The sequence below is a fragment of the Arcobacter sp. CECT 8985 genome, from assembly GCF_004116495.1.
Classification (GTDB): domain Bacteria; phylum Campylobacterota; class Campylobacteria; order Campylobacterales; family Arcobacteraceae; genus Malaciobacter.
Genome location: NZ_PDKC01000043.1, coordinates 1 through 16,696 on the forward strand (window position 1 = coordinate 1; position 16,696 = coordinate 16,696).

Genomic DNA, 16,696 nt, shown 5'->3' on the forward strand with positions numbered 1-16,696 from the left:
AACTCTCACTTATTCCTTTCGGCCTCAGCGAATTTGGACGGGAATTATAGTATCTTTTTTTACTTTTGTCAACACTTACACCTTAATATTAACTTAAATTTTTTAATTCTTTATACTCTCCCTCTTTCCCTTCTCTTTCTTATGCCTTTTTTATTACTTTTATCTGCTTTTTATTGCCTTCTTTTGCTTTTCGTTTTCTCTCTTTTTCTTTTTGATATTTTTTTTGTTTGGTTTTTTTGAGTTTTGTCTATTTTATATACTAGCAGTAACTAATTTTTATCATATTATATATGTTAATATGTTCGTTAATAATTCATTTATGTTAATTATGTATTATTTTATTAGTGTGATAGTAATGATATGTTTAAAGAATAGATTAATAAAAACATACTAGAATTACATCACTATATATAAGAATAAAAAAAAGGATTTAAAATGTATAATAGAGATTATTTAGAACAATCTCATAATCATACAGCACATGACTCTTCAAGAGTTGAACTTATGAGCTTTTTAAAAGCTACATATCAATTATTTGCAGGATCACTTTTAGCAGCTACTGCAGGTGCATATATTGGATTAGATATTGTTGCTTATTTAGCAGGTCCATTAATGTGGGTATTATTCGCTGTTGAATTGGGGTTAATTTTCTTTGTAATCCCAAAAGTAAAAAATACTCCAGGTGTAAATCTTGCTGTATTATTTGCTTTTACATTTATTACAGGACTTACTATTGCTCCTTTATTAACAGCAATATTTGCTATGCCTAGCGGTGCATCAATTGTTGGTCAAGCATTCTTGATGACAGCTGTAGCATTTGGTGGGATTTCAATGTTTGCAATGACAACAAAAAGAGATTTCTCTTCAATTGGTAAATTTTTATTTATTGCATTGATTATTATGATTGTTGCAGGTATTTCAAATATTTTCATTCAATCATCAATGTTCCAATTAGTTATTGCAAGTGCTGGTGCTTTACTATTTTCAGTGTTTATCCTTTTTGATACACAACAAATTATTAGAGGTGGATATGATTCACCAGTTGAAGCGGCTTTATCTCTTTATTTAGACTTCTTCAACTTATTTGTATCATTATTACAAATTTTAGGGATAATGAATAGTGATGACTAAATATTAACTCCTTACAAAGGAGTTAATATCACTTTTTATAATACAGCTAATGACAAAAAATCACTTACGACTTATTGATGCTAATTTAAATAGATTAAGAGAAGGTATTAGAGTAATAGAAGATATCTTTAGATACATATACAATGACAAACAAAATGCTTCCAGACTTAAACAACTAAGACACAAATGTAGAATTGATTTATATAATGATTTATTATCTTCTAGGGATATAAAAAATGATGTATTAAAAAAATCTACTAAAAGTGAACAAACTAGAGAAGATTTATATTCAATTTTAATAGCAAATTTTAAAAGAGCTCAAGAGAGTTCAAGAGTATTAGAAGAGTTTACTAAACTAATTTCTGCAACTAATAGTGAAAACTTTAAAGATATTAGATATGAACTTTATGACTTAGAAATTGTTTTAACAAATATAACTTCAAACTCTAAATAATTTAATTTATACTCTTTATATAACTTCTTAGCATTTTTAAAAGATAAAGAATTACCTCCACTTACTCCAGAGTTTTTAATATAATCAAACATAACTTTTTTATCTTCAAATTCTAGATTATAATTATATACTTCAAATTCACAATCAAAGCTATTTAAGAAGGCTTCTTTAATTTTTTCTTTTGTAAGAATAGGAGATTTTTTATTTGTTATTTTTTGGATTGTTTTAAATGTATTTGAAGTAAAAAGAACTGCATTAATTCCATCACAACTTAATTTCAAGTTCTCAACTAATTTTGACAAATCTTTTGACCACTGCATAGCAGATGAAGAAAAAATTAAATCAAAATATTTATTTTTTAAAAATTCAAAAAACTCTTCAGAATCAAAATCAAAACAGTTTATTTCAATTTTTTCATTTTTTGGATGAAGTTTACACATAGATTCTGAAAAATCAACTGCATAATATTTATCAATATCCCAATTTATATTTTTATAAACTTGTCCTGAACCACAACCTAACTCTAAAATTGTTTTTGGTTTACTATTAGTCTCACGAACTAGTGCTTTTGCTATGATTTGCTGTATTATATTATTGTTATTATAATCTTCTGCGTGTTTTGTAAATTCATTTTTTACAGACATTTGTTAGATTTATCTCTTTTTTAATAAAGTGTTAATTGTACTTAAGGATTATTTTAGCTATTTCTTAATAAGTTTTAGATAAAATATACAGCATTTTTAAAAAAGGACAACAAATATGACCTCTACACTTTTAATAGTTCAATTTGTATTAGCTATTATATTAACAATAACAATCTTACTTCAAAAAAGTTCAAGTATTGGACTTGGAGCATACAGTGGAAGTAATGATTCTTTATTTGGTGCTAAAGGACCAGGTAACTTTTTATCAAAAGCTACTATGGCGTTAGGACTACTTTTTGTTATTAACACATTAGTTCTTGGATATATGTACAATCAAGACAAAACAAAAAGTGCTGTAGATACAGTAAAAATCGACAGATTAATTCCAAATAAACCAGATGAAAATACACAAAAAAACGCTCCAGCTGCACCAACTGCACCTAGCGTTCCACAAACAAAATAATAAAAAAGAAGTAGAAGTATGAAATATATACTACTTCTTTTTATCTCTTATTATTACTTGAGTGCTAATGCTCATGTATTTGTATATCATAGGTTTGGAGATACAAAACACTCAAGTACTAATACGACTTTAAAAGAGTTAAAAAAAGAATTTGACTATTTTAAAAAGAATAATTATAAAGTTGTAAAATTATCACAAATTGTAGAAAAGATTAAACAAAACAAGAGTGTCCCTGATAATTGGGTTGCTTTAACAATTGATGATTCATACAAAAGTTTTTATAAAAATGGATTACCATTATTTAAAGAGTACAATTATCCATTTTCTTTATATGTTTATGTAAAAGCAACTCAAAAAGGTTATGGTGATTTTATGACTTGGGATGAGATTAAAGATGCTTCAAAATATGGAGAAATAGGACTTCATTCTTATTCACATCCTCACCTTACTCAAATCTCATTAGAAAATGTAAGAAAAGATACAAAAAAATCTTTTGAGATTTTTGAAGAAAAACTTGGATTCAAACCAAAATCATATGCATATCCATATGGTGAATATAACGAAAAAGTTAAGAAAGTTATAAAATCTTTTAATTTTAAATATATATTAAATCAAAATACTGGAACAATTACAAAAAAAACAGATGTTTATGATATCAATAGAATTGCATTAGTTGGAAAAGTAAATTTAGAGCAAAAACTGAAATATAAAACATTAGATGCCCAATGGATTGAACCAAAAGAATATCCTCAAAATGGTATACTAAAAAAAGTAAAGGCTAAAGTTAGTCCTAAAATAAAGCAAATAAAACTTTATATTACAGGGTATGGTTGGCAGGATATAAAAGTTAATAATGGTATAATTGATGTAAATCTTAACCTAAAACTTAAGAAATCTAGATCTAGAGTAATATTAAGTACTGATTACTTTACAATTGCCAATAAAATAATAATTCAAGATAAAAAATAAGGAGAAATAATGTTAGAAGAAATCTATACAGAGACAAAAGAAAATATGGAAAAATCTATTGATTCTTTAAAAAGAGACTACAAGACTTTAAGAACAGGAAAAGTTTCTACATCAATTTTAGATGGGATTAAAATTGATTATTATGGTACACCTACAGAATTAAATCAAGTTGCATCTGTTCTTGCACCTGACGCAACAACAATTGTAATTTCACCATGGGAAAAACAACTTGTAAGTGATATAGAAAAAGCTATAAATGAAGCAAATATTGGTGTAAACCCAAATAATGATGGGGAAGCAGTTAAATTATTCTTCCCTCCTATGACTGTTGATCAAAGAAAAGAAGCTGCAAAACATGCTAAAACAATGACTGATAATGCAAAAGTTGCAATCAGAAATGTAAGAAAACATTCTAATGATAGAATAAAAGTTTTACATAAAGATAAAGAAATTACTGATGATGAAAATAAAAAAGCATTAGACGAAGTTCAAAAAATTACAGATTCATATGTTTCAAAAGCTGATGATACTTTCAAAACAAAAGAACAAGAAATCTTAACGGTATAATTTTATGAATGTAGAACAAATATATAAAGATGCTAGTGCTTTACTAGAAGGTCATTTTAAATTAAGTAGTGGTAATCACTCAAAATTCTATTTACAATCTGCAAAAGTTTTAGAAGATCCTAAAACTGCAAAACTTTTAGCTGAAGAATTAGCAAAACAGATTAAAAATAGTGGTCTTAAAGTTGATGCAGTTTGTTCACCCGCACTTGGTGGATTAATCGCAGGTTTTGCTTTAGCAACTGCTCTTGATGTAAGATTTATTTTTGCAGAAAGAGTTGATGGAGAAATGACAATTAGAAGAGGTTTTGAAGTAAAAGAAGGTGAAAACTATATCATTTGTGAAGATATTATTACAACTGGTGGAAGTGCTCTTGAAGCTGCAAAACAAATAGAAAAAGATGGTGGTAATATCCTTGCATATGCTGCATTAGCAAATAGAGGATTTTGTTCAAGAGTAGGAAGTGACTTAGAACCAAAAGATAATTGTAAATTACCACTTGATAAACCACTTTTTGCATTAGATGATTTTACATTTGAGATGTATGCTCCAGAAGATTGTCCAATGTGTAAAGAGGGAAGTGAAGCATACAAGCCAGGAAGTAGAGGAAACTAGTTCATGGCAAAATGGAGAGATGTAAAAAAAAATAGAGTAAAAAAAGAATCTTTATCAAAAAATCAAGAAGAGTATAAATCTTCTTGTGCATCTCTTTTTGCCAGATTCAAAGCTTTTATTACAGATACTTTTTTAATAGCAACACCAATTGTTTATATTATTATATATCTTGTGTTTGGAAGTGGAGATGAATTCGCACAAAATAGAATTCAAGGTTGGAGCTATATACTTAGCACACTATTAATTATAATTACATTCTTTTGGTATGTTAAACAACAAACTCCTGGAATGAAAGCTTATAGTTTAAAAATTGTAAATTTAAAAAAACAAAGAATTAATATAATTCAAGCACTTATTAGATATATTGCTACATTGTTTTCAATGGCTACATTTTTTTTACTACTAATTCCTTATATAAATAAAGATAAAAAAACATTTCAAGATTATATGTCAAGAACAATTTTAATTGAAGAATAATGCTATTTTTTAGATTATCTGCATTTTATTTTTTCTATTTTGCAGCAGTTGGGATTTATGTTATATTCTTACCTAAAGTATTAAATGATTTAGGTTACACAGAACTACAAATTGGTGTGATTTTTGCACTAGCTCCATTGATGAAATTTGTTACTCCATTCTTATTTTTAAAACATATTACATTAAATCAAAATGTTTTTAAAACTGCCCTATTTGGATCAGTTGTTTGTTCCTTTTTATTATATTTAACAATAAATAATTTTTACTTACTTATGTTAAATAATGCAATTTTAGGTGCCTGCTTAAGTATGATATTGCCTTATTTGGAAGTTATCTCAGTAAAAGATTTGGGAAAAGATAAATATGGAAAATCTAGACTTTTTGGTTCCATTGGTTTTATGTTAGTTACACTTATTCTTGCAAGAGTTTTGCATGAACCAATAATTGCAATTCATTTTTATGTAGTAGTAAATATTTTAACAGTATCTTTTGCACTATCATTACTAAGATATGATACAGCCCATGAAAAAAATCAATCAAATGATAAAAATAGTTTCTCTTTTATGAAACATTGGACCTTTTGGTTAAGTCTATTTTTTATGCAAATTAGTTTTGGTGGATTTTATAATTTCTTTACTATATATGAGACTTCTCATGGTATTGATTTAAAAACAGTATCCTATCTTTGGACATTTGGAGTACTTTGTGAAATAGCAATGCTATATTATCAAGCACCTTTTTTAAAAAGAAATCTAGTAGGGATTATAAAGTTTTGTCTTTTAATAACATCTTTTAGGTGGTTACTTTTATATCTTTTCCCTGACTCCCTTTTCATGACTTATATTTCTCAAGGAATACATGCTTTTTCATTTGCATTATTTCACAGTTCAGTATTAATGTATCTATATTCGCTATATGACAATAAAAAACTTGCTCAACAGTTTATGTTTGGTGTAGCATATGGATTAGGAGGATTTTTAGGTTCTTTAATTGCTGGTTACTTATATGGTGAGAATTTATTTTTATATTGTAGTATTTTTGCTTTTTTTGCTTTTTTATCAATTGCTAAAAGAAAATAGAGATTTACTCTATTTCCATAATCAATAATTTAATATTTTTTTTCTCTTGTATCTCTATTAATTTTAAACCTTTTATATTTGTAGCCATGAATTGAGCAATTGTTTCTATATTATTAACTGCAAGATGTTTAAGAAGTGCACCTCTATAATGCTTTGCCCAATGACTTACTACTTTTCCATCTTTTATAAATTTAAATGTTAAAACATTTGCTTTTTTTATCTTATAAAACTTTTCATAATACCCTGCTCTTAAATCAATTATTTCATCACCTAAATAGTTGTCTAAACTTTCTGTGAAATTATCTTGATAAAACTTTTCTACATTAATATTAGGAAGTTTAGCCCCTTGTTTATATTTGTAATCAGGAATTAAATCATCAGCTTTTATAGGTCCAAATAAATTTGAAAATAAAATTACATTATTATCTATATAGTTTTGTTCTTTTGAGTTCAAACTATTATATTCTATTGCATCAAAAGCAACACCATTATATCTTTGAATAGCTTTCATCGTTGGTTTATTTTTTAAACTATGTTTATACTTTTCAACTTCATCTAATTTCTTTAATCCAAACCATTTAGATAATTCTTCAATAGACAACTTGCTTATAAATTCTTCATATTTATTAAAAACTTCTTCTCTTTTACTAAATAGTTCTTCTAGAAAAAAATTTCCTTTATTAAAAGAAGCTTCTTTACCTCCACTATTTTTAGTCTCTGCAGGTGCTAAAAGTATTTTCATTTGTATCCTTTATAAAAAAACTCCATCAATATAATACCATTTCCCCTCAACTTTTAAAAACCTACTTTTCTCAGTAAAAGAGGCATCTAATCCATTTTGAGTAAGTTTAGCTTTAAATGTTACAAAGCTTTCATTTTGTATTTCAGTATGTTCTATAATTGTTAATTTATTAAAATCAGTATACTCACAAAAATTATTTATGTCATTTAACCAAGTTTGTCTATTGTGAGTAAATTCAATATTGTCTTTATGAGTAGTTTGAATAATATAGTCTGCATTGCCTACTGCATATGCACTAAATCTTGAACGCATTAAATCCAATGCATTTTTAGGTAATTTGCCATCATGGAACTCTTTACAGCATTTTTTATACTTTTTATCACTTCCACATACACATTTTGAATTAACAGATATTTTCAAGTTTTTCCTTGCAATTTTTTATATACAATTTTATCACAAGTTTTTAAAAATTTTACAAAAGCAAAGATGCTTTTGTAAACTATTTTTTTATTATGATTTTGTTGAAGCTTTGATTTTTTTAACTAAAGTCTTTCCAAAACCCTTGATTTTCTCTAAATCATCAACTGTTTTTATTTTATTTGTTTTTCTATAATTAATTATAGATTCCGCTTTTTTTTGTCCTATACCTTTAATACTCATTAATTCTTGTTTTGATGCTTTATTAAAATCAATAGATGCAAAAAGCATAACACAAGATATAACCAATCCTAAAAATATTTTTTTCATACACTTCTCCTATAAAATAATTTTATTAATTATAATATAATAATATATTAAATTATCTTAAAGAGTCTTTTTTTTATCTTTAGGTGGTTTCCTTTTATTTTTTTGATAAATAGTTTTAGAAAATACAAGTTCTAATGTGTAATATGTTACTGGTATCATCATCAAGCTAATAAATATTATATATATTAAATCTATAATTAATCCTTTTTAAAACTCTTATTATACTTTATTATTTTATAATTTAGCGAAAATAAAGTATCATATATATATTAATTAAAAGGATAATTATGAGTGAAGTACAATTTCCACTTGAAACTATATCATCTGTAGTATCTATAATAGTTGTCATTGCTATTTTTATTAAGTTTTTTAAATATAAACAAAAACTTGATAAATTAAAAGAGATTGATAGAAGAAAAGACGTCTCAAGACTAACAGCACAGGATAAAACTTTTATTAAAGAAAATTTAAAAGTATATCAACAAAAACAAGTAAAAGTTGATGCTTTTGTAAAACTTGTATTTCCTATTCTAGTAACAATAGCAGCTTTATTATTTTACTTTTCACCTATTGATAAAACTTTAATACATTTAAATGTTATTATTGTTGTATATATATATTTACAAATACATAGAATACATACAAGAAACTATGCAAAATTCCTTGAAGAGTTAAACAGCAAGTAATTTATCATATGTTTTAAAGTTGTCTTGATTATATATCTCAAACTCAATAGGATACAAACTATTTGATTTTAAATATGATATACAATCATAAATGCAAGTTTGTGTATCCTCGCAGTAGATGTAGAATTTCATTTCTCCTTCAAAAATATCTACTGCAACTAATAAAATCTTGTTCTGTTGTTCTAAATATTTAAGATGATTTTGTTCAAAACTTGTAAAAAATGCTAAACACGCAGCATCTGGAAACATAATATCATCTGCAATAAAATAATTATGTTTTATAACTAATAGATTCTTTTTTGAGATAGTATCTATTTTGCCTAAGTTTTGTTTTACTCTTAATATTCTATTTATATTTGAAGTCTGTTTTAATTGCCAGTTTTCCATTATTTTACCAATTAATTGTCGATTTATTTAAAGATTTTAAAATTTCATTAGTTCGACTAAAATGTTTACAACCAAAAAATCCTCTATATGCAGATAAAGGACTTGGATGTGGTGCAGTTAAAATATAATGTTTATTTTCATCAATTAATTTTGATTTTTCAATAGCAGGTGATCCCCATAATAAAAAAATAACATCTTGGCAATTTTCATTAATATATTTAATAATATTATCTGTAAAAATTTCCCAGCCCAATTTGTGATGTGATTTAGGCTTCGATTCTTCAACCGTTAATATTGTATTTAAAAGTAAAACTCCTTGATTTGCCCATGAAGTTAAGTCTCCATCTTTACATAATGATTCTTTCTGTAAATCGCTGTTAATTTCTTTCAAAATATTGACCATTGAAGGTGGGTTTTTTATCTGTTTGGGTGTAGAAAAAGCCAAGCCTTGCGCTTGTCCCATACCATGATAAGGGTCTTGTCCTAAAATAACAACTTTTAAATCTTGTAATTTTGTAAGATAAAATGCTTTAAATATATTTTCATATGAAGGAAAAATTGTTTTAGTTTTATATCTTTCATCTATTTCTTTTTTTAGTTTTTTATAATAACTTTTACTCTCTTCTTCAGCTAGAACTTCTTTCCAACTATTCATTTTATTCCTTAATTATAAATATTCATACTTTATTAATTAAAATTTCAATACTATATCATAATTTAAAAAAAATAAAGGTTTAAAATGAAATCAATTTTTATAACAATTGGTGTGATTTTATTGGCATTTTTTATTCTTATTGCTTCAAATATAAATGTAATTCCACAATTAGATGAAAGTGTTAAAGCATCTTGGTCACAAGTACAAAATCAATATAAAAGAAGAGCTGATTTAATCCCAAATTTAGTAGCCACTGTAAAAGGTTATGCAAGTCATGAGAAATCAACTTTAGAAGAAGTTACAAAAGCAAGAGCAAATGTAGGAAAAATAAATTTATCAAATGAAATGTTATCAAATCCTGAACAATTCCAAAAATTTCAAAAAGCACAAAGCAGCCTAAGTTCTGCACTTTCTAGACTTATGGTTGTTGTAGAAAAATATCCTGATTTAAAAGCAAATAAAAACTTTTTAGCTTTACAATCACAACTTGAAGGTACAGAAAATAGAATTAGTGTTGCAAGAAGAGATTATATTCAAGCAGTTAGAACTTATAATACTGAATTAAGAACATATCCTGGGAAAATTGTTGCTGCAATCATGTATCCAGAAGCAAAAGTAAAAGAGACATTTAGTGCATCTCCAAGTGAACAAAATGCTCCAAAAGTAAAATTTTAAAATGAAAAAATTAACGCTTTTTTTAATATCTTTTTTTATTTTAAATTTAACATTATTTGCACAACCTGATTTCCCAGAACTTTCAGGAAGAGTAGTTGATAATGCAAAATTATTAACATCTTCACAGAAAAATAATCTAAGTGCAATTTTAAAAAAACAAGAAGATAAAACATCTAACCAAATAGTAGTTGTTACTTTAAATAGCTTAAAAGGTTATGACATAGCAGATTATGGTTACCAATTAGGAAGATATTGGAAAATAGGACAAAAAGATAAAAATAATGGTGTATTATTAATAGTATCTGTTAAAGATAGAAAATTAAGAATTGAAGTTGGATATGGCTTAGAAGGTGCATTAACAGATAAGATTTCACATGAAATAATTGAATATACTATTAAACCTGAATTTAAAAAAGGTAACTACTACAAAGGTATCTTAAAAGGAACAAATTCAATTATAAAATCTATAAATGGTGAATACAAATCTACTTCAAAAAGCGATTTTAGTACTTTTGATTATTTTTTCTATTCATTTAAATATTATCTTTCAAAAATACCCGATGGTTTTTTCGGATTTTTAATAATTTTAATATTAGTATTTATGCCAAAAATTGTAAGAGTTATTGGTTTTTCTTTGTTATATGGCTTTTTACTTTCATTGATAATACTTACAGTAACTCAAAATCTTATTGCATTTTTTATTACTTTTATTATTTCAACTATATTCTTTTTTATAAAATTGAAAAATAGCGATTCAAGTAGTAGTTCATGGAATAACTCAAGTTCATCGTATGGTAGTTCATCTAGCTTTAGTAGTTTTAGTGGTGGCTCAAGCTTTAGTGGTGGAGGCGGAAGTTTTGGTGGCGGTGGAGCCAGTGGGAGTTGGTAATGTATATAAATGAAAACGAAAAAAAATTAATTTCTCAAGAAATAGAAAAACTTGAAAAAAGTAGCTCAGTAGAACTTGTTGCAGTTATTGCTAAAAAATCATCATTTTATAAATATGAAGGATTGTTAGTAACTGTAGCTTTTACTACAATTATATCTTTTATTTCCCTATTTTTTACAAATAATATAAATCTATTTTTTCAATTGCAAATTTTAGTATTTGCTCTTGTTTTTTCACTTTTTTATAAATTTGATGATCTTTGTTTAAATTTTATTTCTAAAAAATATAAACATAAAAAAGCATCACAAAAAGCAAAAAAAGAGTTTGAAAATTTAGGAATAAAAAATACTCAAACAAGACAAGGAATTATGTTTTATGTCTCAATAGAAGAGAAATATGTTGAAATTATTACAGATGAACAAATAAGAAAAAAAATAGATAATCAATATTGGCAAGAGATTATAAATGAATTTGTAAAAGATGTAAAAGCAAATGAGTTTTCAAAAGGTTATTTAAAAGCAATCACTACTTGTTCAGATACTTTAATAAAAAAATTTCCAATACAAAAAAATGATATAAATGAACTAAGTAATGAGGTAATAGAATTATGAGTAAAAAAGCAATAATATTTGATTTGGATGGCACATTAATTGATTCTGTTTTAGATATTGCATTATGTATGAATGAAGTATTAGAAGAGTTTCAACTTAATACATATGAAATAGATAAATATAACTATTTTCTTGGAGGAGGAGTTGACTTTCTTGTTGATAATGTATTAAAAAATCCCTCAAAAGAGCTAAAAGAAGATGTCATTAAACGATTTAAAGAAGTTTATGACTCTGCAATTCATACAAATACAAAGCCTTATGAAGGAATATATGAACTTTTAGATGAACTTCAAAAATTAGATTTTAAAATTGCAGTATTATCAAATAAACCTCACAAATTTACAATTGGTTATATAAAAAAACTTTTTGGGAATTATAATATAGTTGAAGTTCATGGACAAAAAGAAGATATACCTAAAAAGCCCCACCCAGAAGGTGCATTATTAATTGCAAATAAATTTAATATTAATTGTGAGGATATCTTTTTTGTAGGTGATACAAAAGTTGATATGCAAACTGCAAGTAATGCTAATATGAAATCTATTGGTGTATTATGGGGATTTAGAGATGAAGAAGAGTTAAAAGAATATAATGCAGATTTTATTGTAAAAAAACCTTTGGATATATTAGATATTGTAAAAAATAAAAGCAATTTCTAATATAAATTTTAATCATATAAAAAAATTGTATATGCAACTATATTCAATTAAAGGATTGATATGTCAAAAGAACTAAATAATTCTATTGGATTCAAAATAAATCAAACAGCAAACAAAATTAATCAAGATTTAAATAATTTGCTAAAAAAATATAATATAGGGCTTGAACAAAGACTTACTTTAGAGATTATTAAAGAGGATAAAAATATAACCCAATCAAAAATTACATCAATTCTAAAAAAAGACAAAACAACAATTTCTCGTGCGTTAAACTCTCTAGAAAAAAAGGGGTTTATAAAAAAAGAAGAGAATAAAGATGATAAAAGAGTAAAATTTATAAATATTACTTCTAAAGCATATGAAGTATTAGAAAAAACAGATTTATTAGTAAAAGAGTTTAGAAATAATTTGGCTAATAAATTGGAAGATAAAGATATTGATACTCTTTTTAAAATATTAAACAAATTAAACACTTAAGGAGGTTTTTTGAGAAAATCAATAAACCATATATATCTAATAATATTATTAGCAGTACTTTCTTCAGTTGCTCCAATTGCCATTGATACGTATATTCCTTCTATACCAAATATTGCAAAAGATTTTCATGTTAACATTGAGAAAATTGAGTTAACATTATCTATTTTTTTAATTGGCTTTTCAATTGGACAAATTTTTGGAGGAACAGTTTCAGATAGAATTGGACGACGAAAATCTTCAATTATTGGTCTTTTAGGATTTGGTTTTTTTAGTTTTCTAATTATCCTAAGCACATCAATTTATCAATTATGGATTTTTAGATTTTTAGAAGCATTTTTTGGAGGTTTTGTAGTTGTAAATGCAAATGCAATAGTAAGAGATATGTTTCATGGTAAAGAAGCTGCAAAGATATTTTCACTAATAGGAACAGTAAGAAGTATTGCTCCTCTTGCAGCTCCTGCAATTGGATCTTTTATAATACATTTTTATTCTTGGAGATATGTATTTATATTTTTATGTGTTTACTCTTTAATTACAGCATTTATGGTATTTAGAGATTTAAAAGAGACATTTACATATACTAAACAAAATATAATTGAATCATATAAAATTGTACTAAAAAATAAAATGGCAAGAAAAGCTATGCTTACTTTAGCACTTGGTTTTTCTGGATTTTTTGTATTAATTTCAAAATCATCATTTATATATATTGAACAATTTCATATATCAACTGATCTTTTCCCATTTTTCTTTGGTTTTAACTTTATAGTATTAGTTTCAATGATCAGAGTAAATATCTATATGCTTAAATATTTTAATGCCATAACAATTATCAAAACTGCAATTTTAATACAAATTTTAGCTGCAATTATTTTTGCTATTTTTGCAGATAATCTTTCGTTAATTCCTGTTATGATTTTAATTGCTACTTACATGAGTATGATGGCTTTTGTTTTTGGTAACTGTATGGCACTTGCAATGGAACATTTTTCCAAAAATGCAGGTGTAGCATCATCTGTTATTGGAGTTTTTCAGTTTGGGTTTGGAGCAATCATTTCATCACTTGTTTTAATGATTCCTATAAATACTTTTATGCCTATTGGAATAAGTATTGCATTAATATCTAGTGTCGCCTTTTTTATAATAAAAAATTTCAAAAATAAGTAAAGAGAATCTCTTTACTTATTTACTCTACTCCAATTTCAAAAAACTGCTCTTCCACTTTTTCATATTTTGCAATTGAGCATGTGATTTTTAAAGCATTTTTATAATCTTTAAACTCTTGAATAAAAAAATCTTGTAATTTTTTTGCATTAGTTGCTCTAAAAATAAAATAACCTAATATATTTGTACCTCTTGAACCCGCTTTTTCTATACCAAAGCTATCAAATTTCCAATCAACACCTTTTGCAAAGAAAAAAACCTCTTCAACTCTTCTAATTAGCTCTTCTCTTACACTATTGTTATACTCACTTAAATGTACATAAAATGCCACATTTGTATTATAATCTTGTTGTACTAATTTTTTTTGACTATCAGTTATTGGTTCTTTTGTAATTTTAAAATTTTCTTTTTCAATATCCATGATTTTTCCCTTATCTTATCTAGTTTTATTATTATATAGAAGTAATATAAAAACTAGGAAAAACATACTTATAAATAATTATTTAAGATTAATTCTCTTTTTTTTCATTATCTATAAAAGTTCTACAATCTATACAATATCTTGCGTGAGGTTTTACTCTCAATCTTTTAATAGTGATTTCACTATCACACATTTCGCAAAGACCAGTATATTCACCTTTTTCAATCTTTTTTAGAGCATGTTCAATTAACTCTAACTCTTTTTTTTGCTGCTTTTTAATATGAATATCATTTGAATAATCTCTACTTGCTGCTGCAAAATCACCTTCATCTTTCAGATCCATAGTACTTAAAGATTCATGATCCTCATCAATCTTTCTTAAAGCTGTTTCAATCTTCTGTTTATTAGCCAATAATAAAGTTTTAATTTCCTCTACTTGCTTCTCATTTAATGCCTTAGCCATTTCTCATCCTAAAATTTTTTGCGAATTATACTAAATTGCATCTGTGTTGCAGATAAAATATGACCTTTTTATAACTTATTTTACAATTTAATTATAATTTAGCTAAATTTTTTCCTGCTAAAAAACCACTCGCCCATGCAAAATGTAAGTTAAAACCACCTCTATTTCCTACAATATCTAAAACTTCTCCTGCAAAAAATAAATTTTTACAAAGTTTACTTTCATAAGTTTTATTATCAACTTCATCTGTTCTGATTCCACCACCACTTGCTTCAGCATGTTTAAATCCTTGAGTATCTTCAATTTTTAATCTTAAATTTGTAAGTGTATTTATAATTGCTCTTTGTTGTTTTGCATTTATACTATCTGCTTTTGCATTTATATCTATATTATTCATCTGTAATAGCACAACTGCAAGTTTTATTGGTATTATTCCTGTTAACGCTTCAACAGCATCGCTTTTAGCTAAAGTTTTAAATAACGTTTGCAAAATTCCAAGAAGTTCATTTCTTGTTAAAGTTGGAAATAAATTTATGGATATTGTTACATCTTGATATAGACTCAAAGGATAAACTGCATATTGAGAAATATCTAAAATTGCAAAACCAGAAACTCCATATTTAGTAAAAAGAACATCACCTGTAATCTGTTTATCTTTTTGTTTATCTATATATAAAGTTACAGTGGCTTCTTTTTTTACTCCTTGTAGTTTATTCTTATAATCAAATTGAGTATGTAATCCTACTAAAGAAGGATATGTAGGATTAAAAGTATGATTAAATTTTGTAGCTATATCAATACCATCTTCTGTTGAATTTAATTGAGGAGCTGCTTGCAATCCACTACTTATTAAAACTCTATCATATCCGTTAAACTCTTTGTTTTCTACTGATATTAAATTAAACTTTTCATCTAATTTTTGAATATCTACAATTTTTGTTTGTAATATTTGATTTATTTCTAATCTATCTAACTCATTTTCTAATAATGTCACAACAGACTTTGCCTCATTTGATAAAGGATAAACTTTACAACTATCTTTTATATCTAATATCAAGCCAATTGATTTGCAAAAATTCTCAAAAGCTTTAAAATCAAACTCTTTTAAAGCTTGATTTATAAAGCTTGGATTTTCACCAAAATAATTTTCTTGTGTTATTTTAGTATTTGAAATATTACATCTTCCATTACCCGATGCTAATATTTTTTTACCTATTGCTTTATTTATATCAAATATATCAACATGAAGTTTTTTGTTTAATCTTTTTGCAGTAATTGCTGCAATAACTCCTGCAGCACCACCACCAATAATTGCTATTTTCAAAATATCCCTTAATAAAATATTGCTAACCAAATTGTTGGTTGTTTTTCATTTGTGTATTTTACCCTATGCTTTCTGTGAGAATCAATATTTAAAAAATCACCTTGATTTAGTTCTACTTCTTCATGTTCAAACTCCAATACTGCACTTCCTTGTAAAAGTAAAATAAACTCATGCTCTTCTTGGTCATACCAAAAATCTTTTGGGCTTTTTTGACCATTTGATACTATTTTTTCAATTTTTATATTTTTTGTATCAAGTAAAGAGATAAACTGTTCTGCTTTTTTATCAATTTTTATATTATCAAATAAATTTTTTACTTGCATTTTTACCCCTTTTTATTATAATATTATAACAAATTTAACTAAATTCTCTTATCTTTTAATCTATACTAATTTAATC

General features: G+C 25.7%; 25 protein-coding genes. 15 read left to right on the top strand and 10 right to left on the bottom strand.

Annotated elements, in window-relative coordinates:
* Positions 1-435: 435 nt before the first annotated feature.
* Both CRU93_RS12880 and CRU93_RS12885 read left to right on the top strand, forming a co-directional pair.
* Positions 436-1,131 carry a Bax inhibitor-1/YccA family protein gene (locus tag CRU93_RS12880; RefSeq protein WP_129104605.1) on the top strand — a complete coding sequence of 232 codons (696 nt, stop codon included), beginning with the start codon at positions 436-438 and terminating at the stop codon, positions 1,129-1,131.
* Positions 1,132-1,180: 49 nt separating this feature from the next.
* Positions 1,181-1,585: a thiamine-phosphate pyrophosphorylase gene (locus CRU93_RS12885; protein ID WP_129104606.1), complete on the top strand. Its 405-nt coding sequence runs from the start codon at positions 1,181-1,183 to the stop codon at positions 1,583-1,585.
* Here the strand turns inward: CRU93_RS12885 and CRU93_RS12890 are convergent.
* A complete protein-coding gene (locus tag CRU93_RS12890; protein ID WP_129104607.1) occupies positions 1,537-2,229 on the bottom strand; it encodes a methyltransferase domain-containing protein in 693 nt (230 codons plus the stop codon). The two genes, CRU93_RS12885 and CRU93_RS12890, sit on opposite strands and share 49 nt — an antisense overlap.
* A gap of 115 nt (positions 2,230-2,344) precedes the next feature.
* Here CRU93_RS12890 and secG point away from each other — a divergent pair, with 115 nt between their 5' ends.
* From secG to CRU93_RS12920, 6 genes are read left to right on the top strand one after another with little or no spacing between them, the layout of a single operon-like run.
* Entirely contained in the window at positions 2,345-2,692 is a 348-nt protein-coding gene (gene secG / locus CRU93_RS12895; protein ID WP_129104608.1) for a preprotein translocase subunit SecG, read from the top strand.
* Positions 2,693-2,710: 18 nt separating this feature from the next.
* Positions 2,711-3,661 (top strand): polysaccharide deacetylase family protein, encoded by a 951-nt coding sequence (locus CRU93_RS12900; RefSeq protein ID WP_129104609.1) that lies wholly within the window; start codon positions 2,711-2,713, stop codon positions 3,659-3,661.
* Positions 3,662-3,670: 9 nt separating this feature from the next.
* Entirely contained in the window at positions 3,671-4,228 is a 558-nt protein-coding gene (frr, locus tag CRU93_RS12905; RefSeq protein WP_129104610.1) for a ribosome recycling factor, read from the top strand.
* A 4-nt stretch (positions 4,229-4,232) separates the two neighbouring features.
* On the top strand, positions 4,233-4,841 hold the full coding sequence (gene pyrE, locus CRU93_RS12910; protein WP_129104611.1) for an orotate phosphoribosyltransferase: 609 nt from the start codon (positions 4,233-4,235) through the stop codon (positions 4,839-4,841).
* A 3-nt stretch (positions 4,842-4,844) separates the two neighbouring features.
* Positions 4,845-5,318, top strand: coding sequence for an RDD family protein (locus CRU93_RS12915; protein WP_129104612.1), 474 nt, complete (start codon positions 4,845-4,847; stop codon positions 5,316-5,318).
* Positions 5,318-6,397 (top strand): MFS transporter, encoded by a 1,080-nt coding sequence (locus CRU93_RS12920; protein WP_129104613.1) that lies wholly within the window; start codon positions 5,318-5,320, stop codon positions 6,395-6,397. Before CRU93_RS12915 ends, CRU93_RS12920 begins: the two co-directional genes overlap by 1 nt.
* A gap of 4 nt (positions 6,398-6,401) precedes the next feature.
* On the opposite strand, the gene CRU93_RS12925 is transcribed toward CRU93_RS12920, so the two are convergent.
* The 3 genes from CRU93_RS12925 to CRU93_RS12935 all read right to left on the bottom strand — a co-directional run bounded on the left by CRU93_RS12925 (position 6,402) and on the right by CRU93_RS12935 (position 7,886).
* Positions 6,402-7,139 (bottom strand): YaaA family protein, encoded by a 738-nt coding sequence (locus CRU93_RS12925; protein ID WP_129104614.1) that lies wholly within the window; start codon positions 7,137-7,139, stop codon positions 6,402-6,404.
* A 9-nt stretch (positions 7,140-7,148) separates the two neighbouring features.
* Positions 7,149-7,559 (bottom strand): YchJ family protein, encoded by a 411-nt coding sequence (locus CRU93_RS12930; RefSeq protein WP_129104615.1) that lies wholly within the window; start codon positions 7,557-7,559, stop codon positions 7,149-7,151.
* A gap of 90 nt (positions 7,560-7,649) precedes the next feature.
* Positions 7,650-7,886: a helix-hairpin-helix domain-containing protein gene (locus CRU93_RS12935; protein ID WP_129104616.1), complete on the bottom strand. Its 237-nt coding sequence runs from the start codon at positions 7,884-7,886 to the stop codon at positions 7,650-7,652.
* A gap of 287 nt (positions 7,887-8,173) precedes the next feature.
* Here CRU93_RS12935 and CRU93_RS12940 point away from each other — a divergent pair, with 287 nt between their 5' ends.
* Positions 8,174-8,572: a hypothetical protein gene (locus tag CRU93_RS12940; protein ID WP_129104617.1), complete on the top strand. Its 399-nt coding sequence runs from the start codon at positions 8,174-8,176 to the stop codon at positions 8,570-8,572.
* Here the strand turns inward: CRU93_RS12940 and CRU93_RS12945 are convergent.
* Positions 8,558-8,959, bottom strand: a complete 402-nt coding sequence (locus CRU93_RS12945; RefSeq protein ID WP_129104618.1) for a DUF695 domain-containing protein — start codon at positions 8,957-8,959, stop codon at positions 8,558-8,560. The two genes, CRU93_RS12940 and CRU93_RS12945, sit on opposite strands and share 15 nt — an antisense overlap.
* Before the next feature lie 4 nt (positions 8,960-8,963).
* Entirely contained in the window at positions 8,964-9,614 is a 651-nt protein-coding gene (gene ung, locus CRU93_RS12950; protein ID WP_129104619.1) for a uracil-DNA glycosylase, read from the bottom strand.
* 84 nt (positions 9,615-9,698) lie between these two features.
* On the opposite strand from ung, the gene CRU93_RS12955 reads away from it, so the two are divergent.
* Genes CRU93_RS12955 through CRU93_RS12980 form a run of 6 tightly spaced genes read left to right on the top strand, consistent with a single transcriptional unit; the run spans position 9,699 to position 14,092 of the window.
* Positions 9,699-10,289, top strand: a complete 591-nt coding sequence (locus CRU93_RS12955; RefSeq protein ID WP_129104620.1) for a LemA family protein — start codon at positions 9,699-9,701, stop codon at positions 10,287-10,289.
* 1 nt (position 10,290) lies between these two features.
* Positions 10,291-11,178, top strand: a complete 888-nt coding sequence (locus CRU93_RS12960; protein ID WP_129104621.1) for a YgcG family protein — start codon at positions 10,291-10,293, stop codon at positions 11,176-11,178.
* On the top strand, positions 11,178-11,789 hold the full coding sequence (locus CRU93_RS12965) for a TPM domain-containing protein (protein ID WP_129104622.1): 612 nt from the start codon (positions 11,178-11,180) through the stop codon (positions 11,787-11,789). Before CRU93_RS12960 ends, CRU93_RS12965 begins: the two co-directional genes overlap by 1 nt.
* The gene (locus CRU93_RS12970; RefSeq protein WP_129104623.1) at positions 11,786-12,448 is read left to right on the top strand and encodes an HAD family hydrolase; all 663 of its coding nucleotides are present in this window, start codon (positions 11,786-11,788) and stop codon (positions 12,446-12,448) included. Before CRU93_RS12965 ends, CRU93_RS12970 begins: the two co-directional genes overlap by 4 nt.
* A gap of 60 nt (positions 12,449-12,508) precedes the next feature.
* On the top strand, positions 12,509-12,925 hold the full coding sequence (locus tag CRU93_RS12975) for a MarR family winged helix-turn-helix transcriptional regulator (RefSeq protein WP_129104624.1): 417 nt from the start codon (positions 12,509-12,511) through the stop codon (positions 12,923-12,925).
* A gap of 9 nt (positions 12,926-12,934) precedes the next feature.
* Complete coding sequence (locus CRU93_RS12980; protein WP_129104625.1) at positions 12,935-14,092, top strand: multidrug effflux MFS transporter; 1,158 nt, start codon at positions 12,935-12,937, stop codon at positions 14,090-14,092.
* Between the two features lie 19 nt (positions 14,093-14,111).
* On the opposite strand, the gene CRU93_RS12985 is transcribed toward CRU93_RS12980, so the two are convergent.
* The 4 genes from CRU93_RS12985 to CRU93_RS13000 all read right to left on the bottom strand — a co-directional run bounded on the left by CRU93_RS12985 (position 14,112) and on the right by CRU93_RS13000 (position 16,620).
* Entirely contained in the window at positions 14,112-14,510 is a 399-nt protein-coding gene (locus CRU93_RS12985) for a hypothetical protein (protein ID WP_129104626.1), read from the bottom strand.
* 88 nt (positions 14,511-14,598) lie between these two features.
* Entirely contained in the window at positions 14,599-14,973 is a 375-nt protein-coding gene (dksA, locus tag CRU93_RS12990) for an RNA polymerase-binding protein DksA (protein ID WP_129104627.1), read from the bottom strand.
* A 91-nt stretch (positions 14,974-15,064) separates the two neighbouring features.
* Complete coding sequence (locus CRU93_RS12995) at positions 15,065-16,297, bottom strand: NAD(P)/FAD-dependent oxidoreductase (RefSeq protein ID WP_129104628.1); 1,233 nt, start codon at positions 16,295-16,297, stop codon at positions 15,065-15,067.
* Positions 16,298-16,305: 8 nt separating this feature from the next.
* Positions 16,306-16,620, bottom strand: coding sequence for a cupin domain-containing protein (locus CRU93_RS13000; protein ID WP_129104629.1), 315 nt, complete (start codon positions 16,618-16,620; stop codon positions 16,306-16,308).
* Positions 16,621-16,696 lie beyond the last annotated feature (76 nt).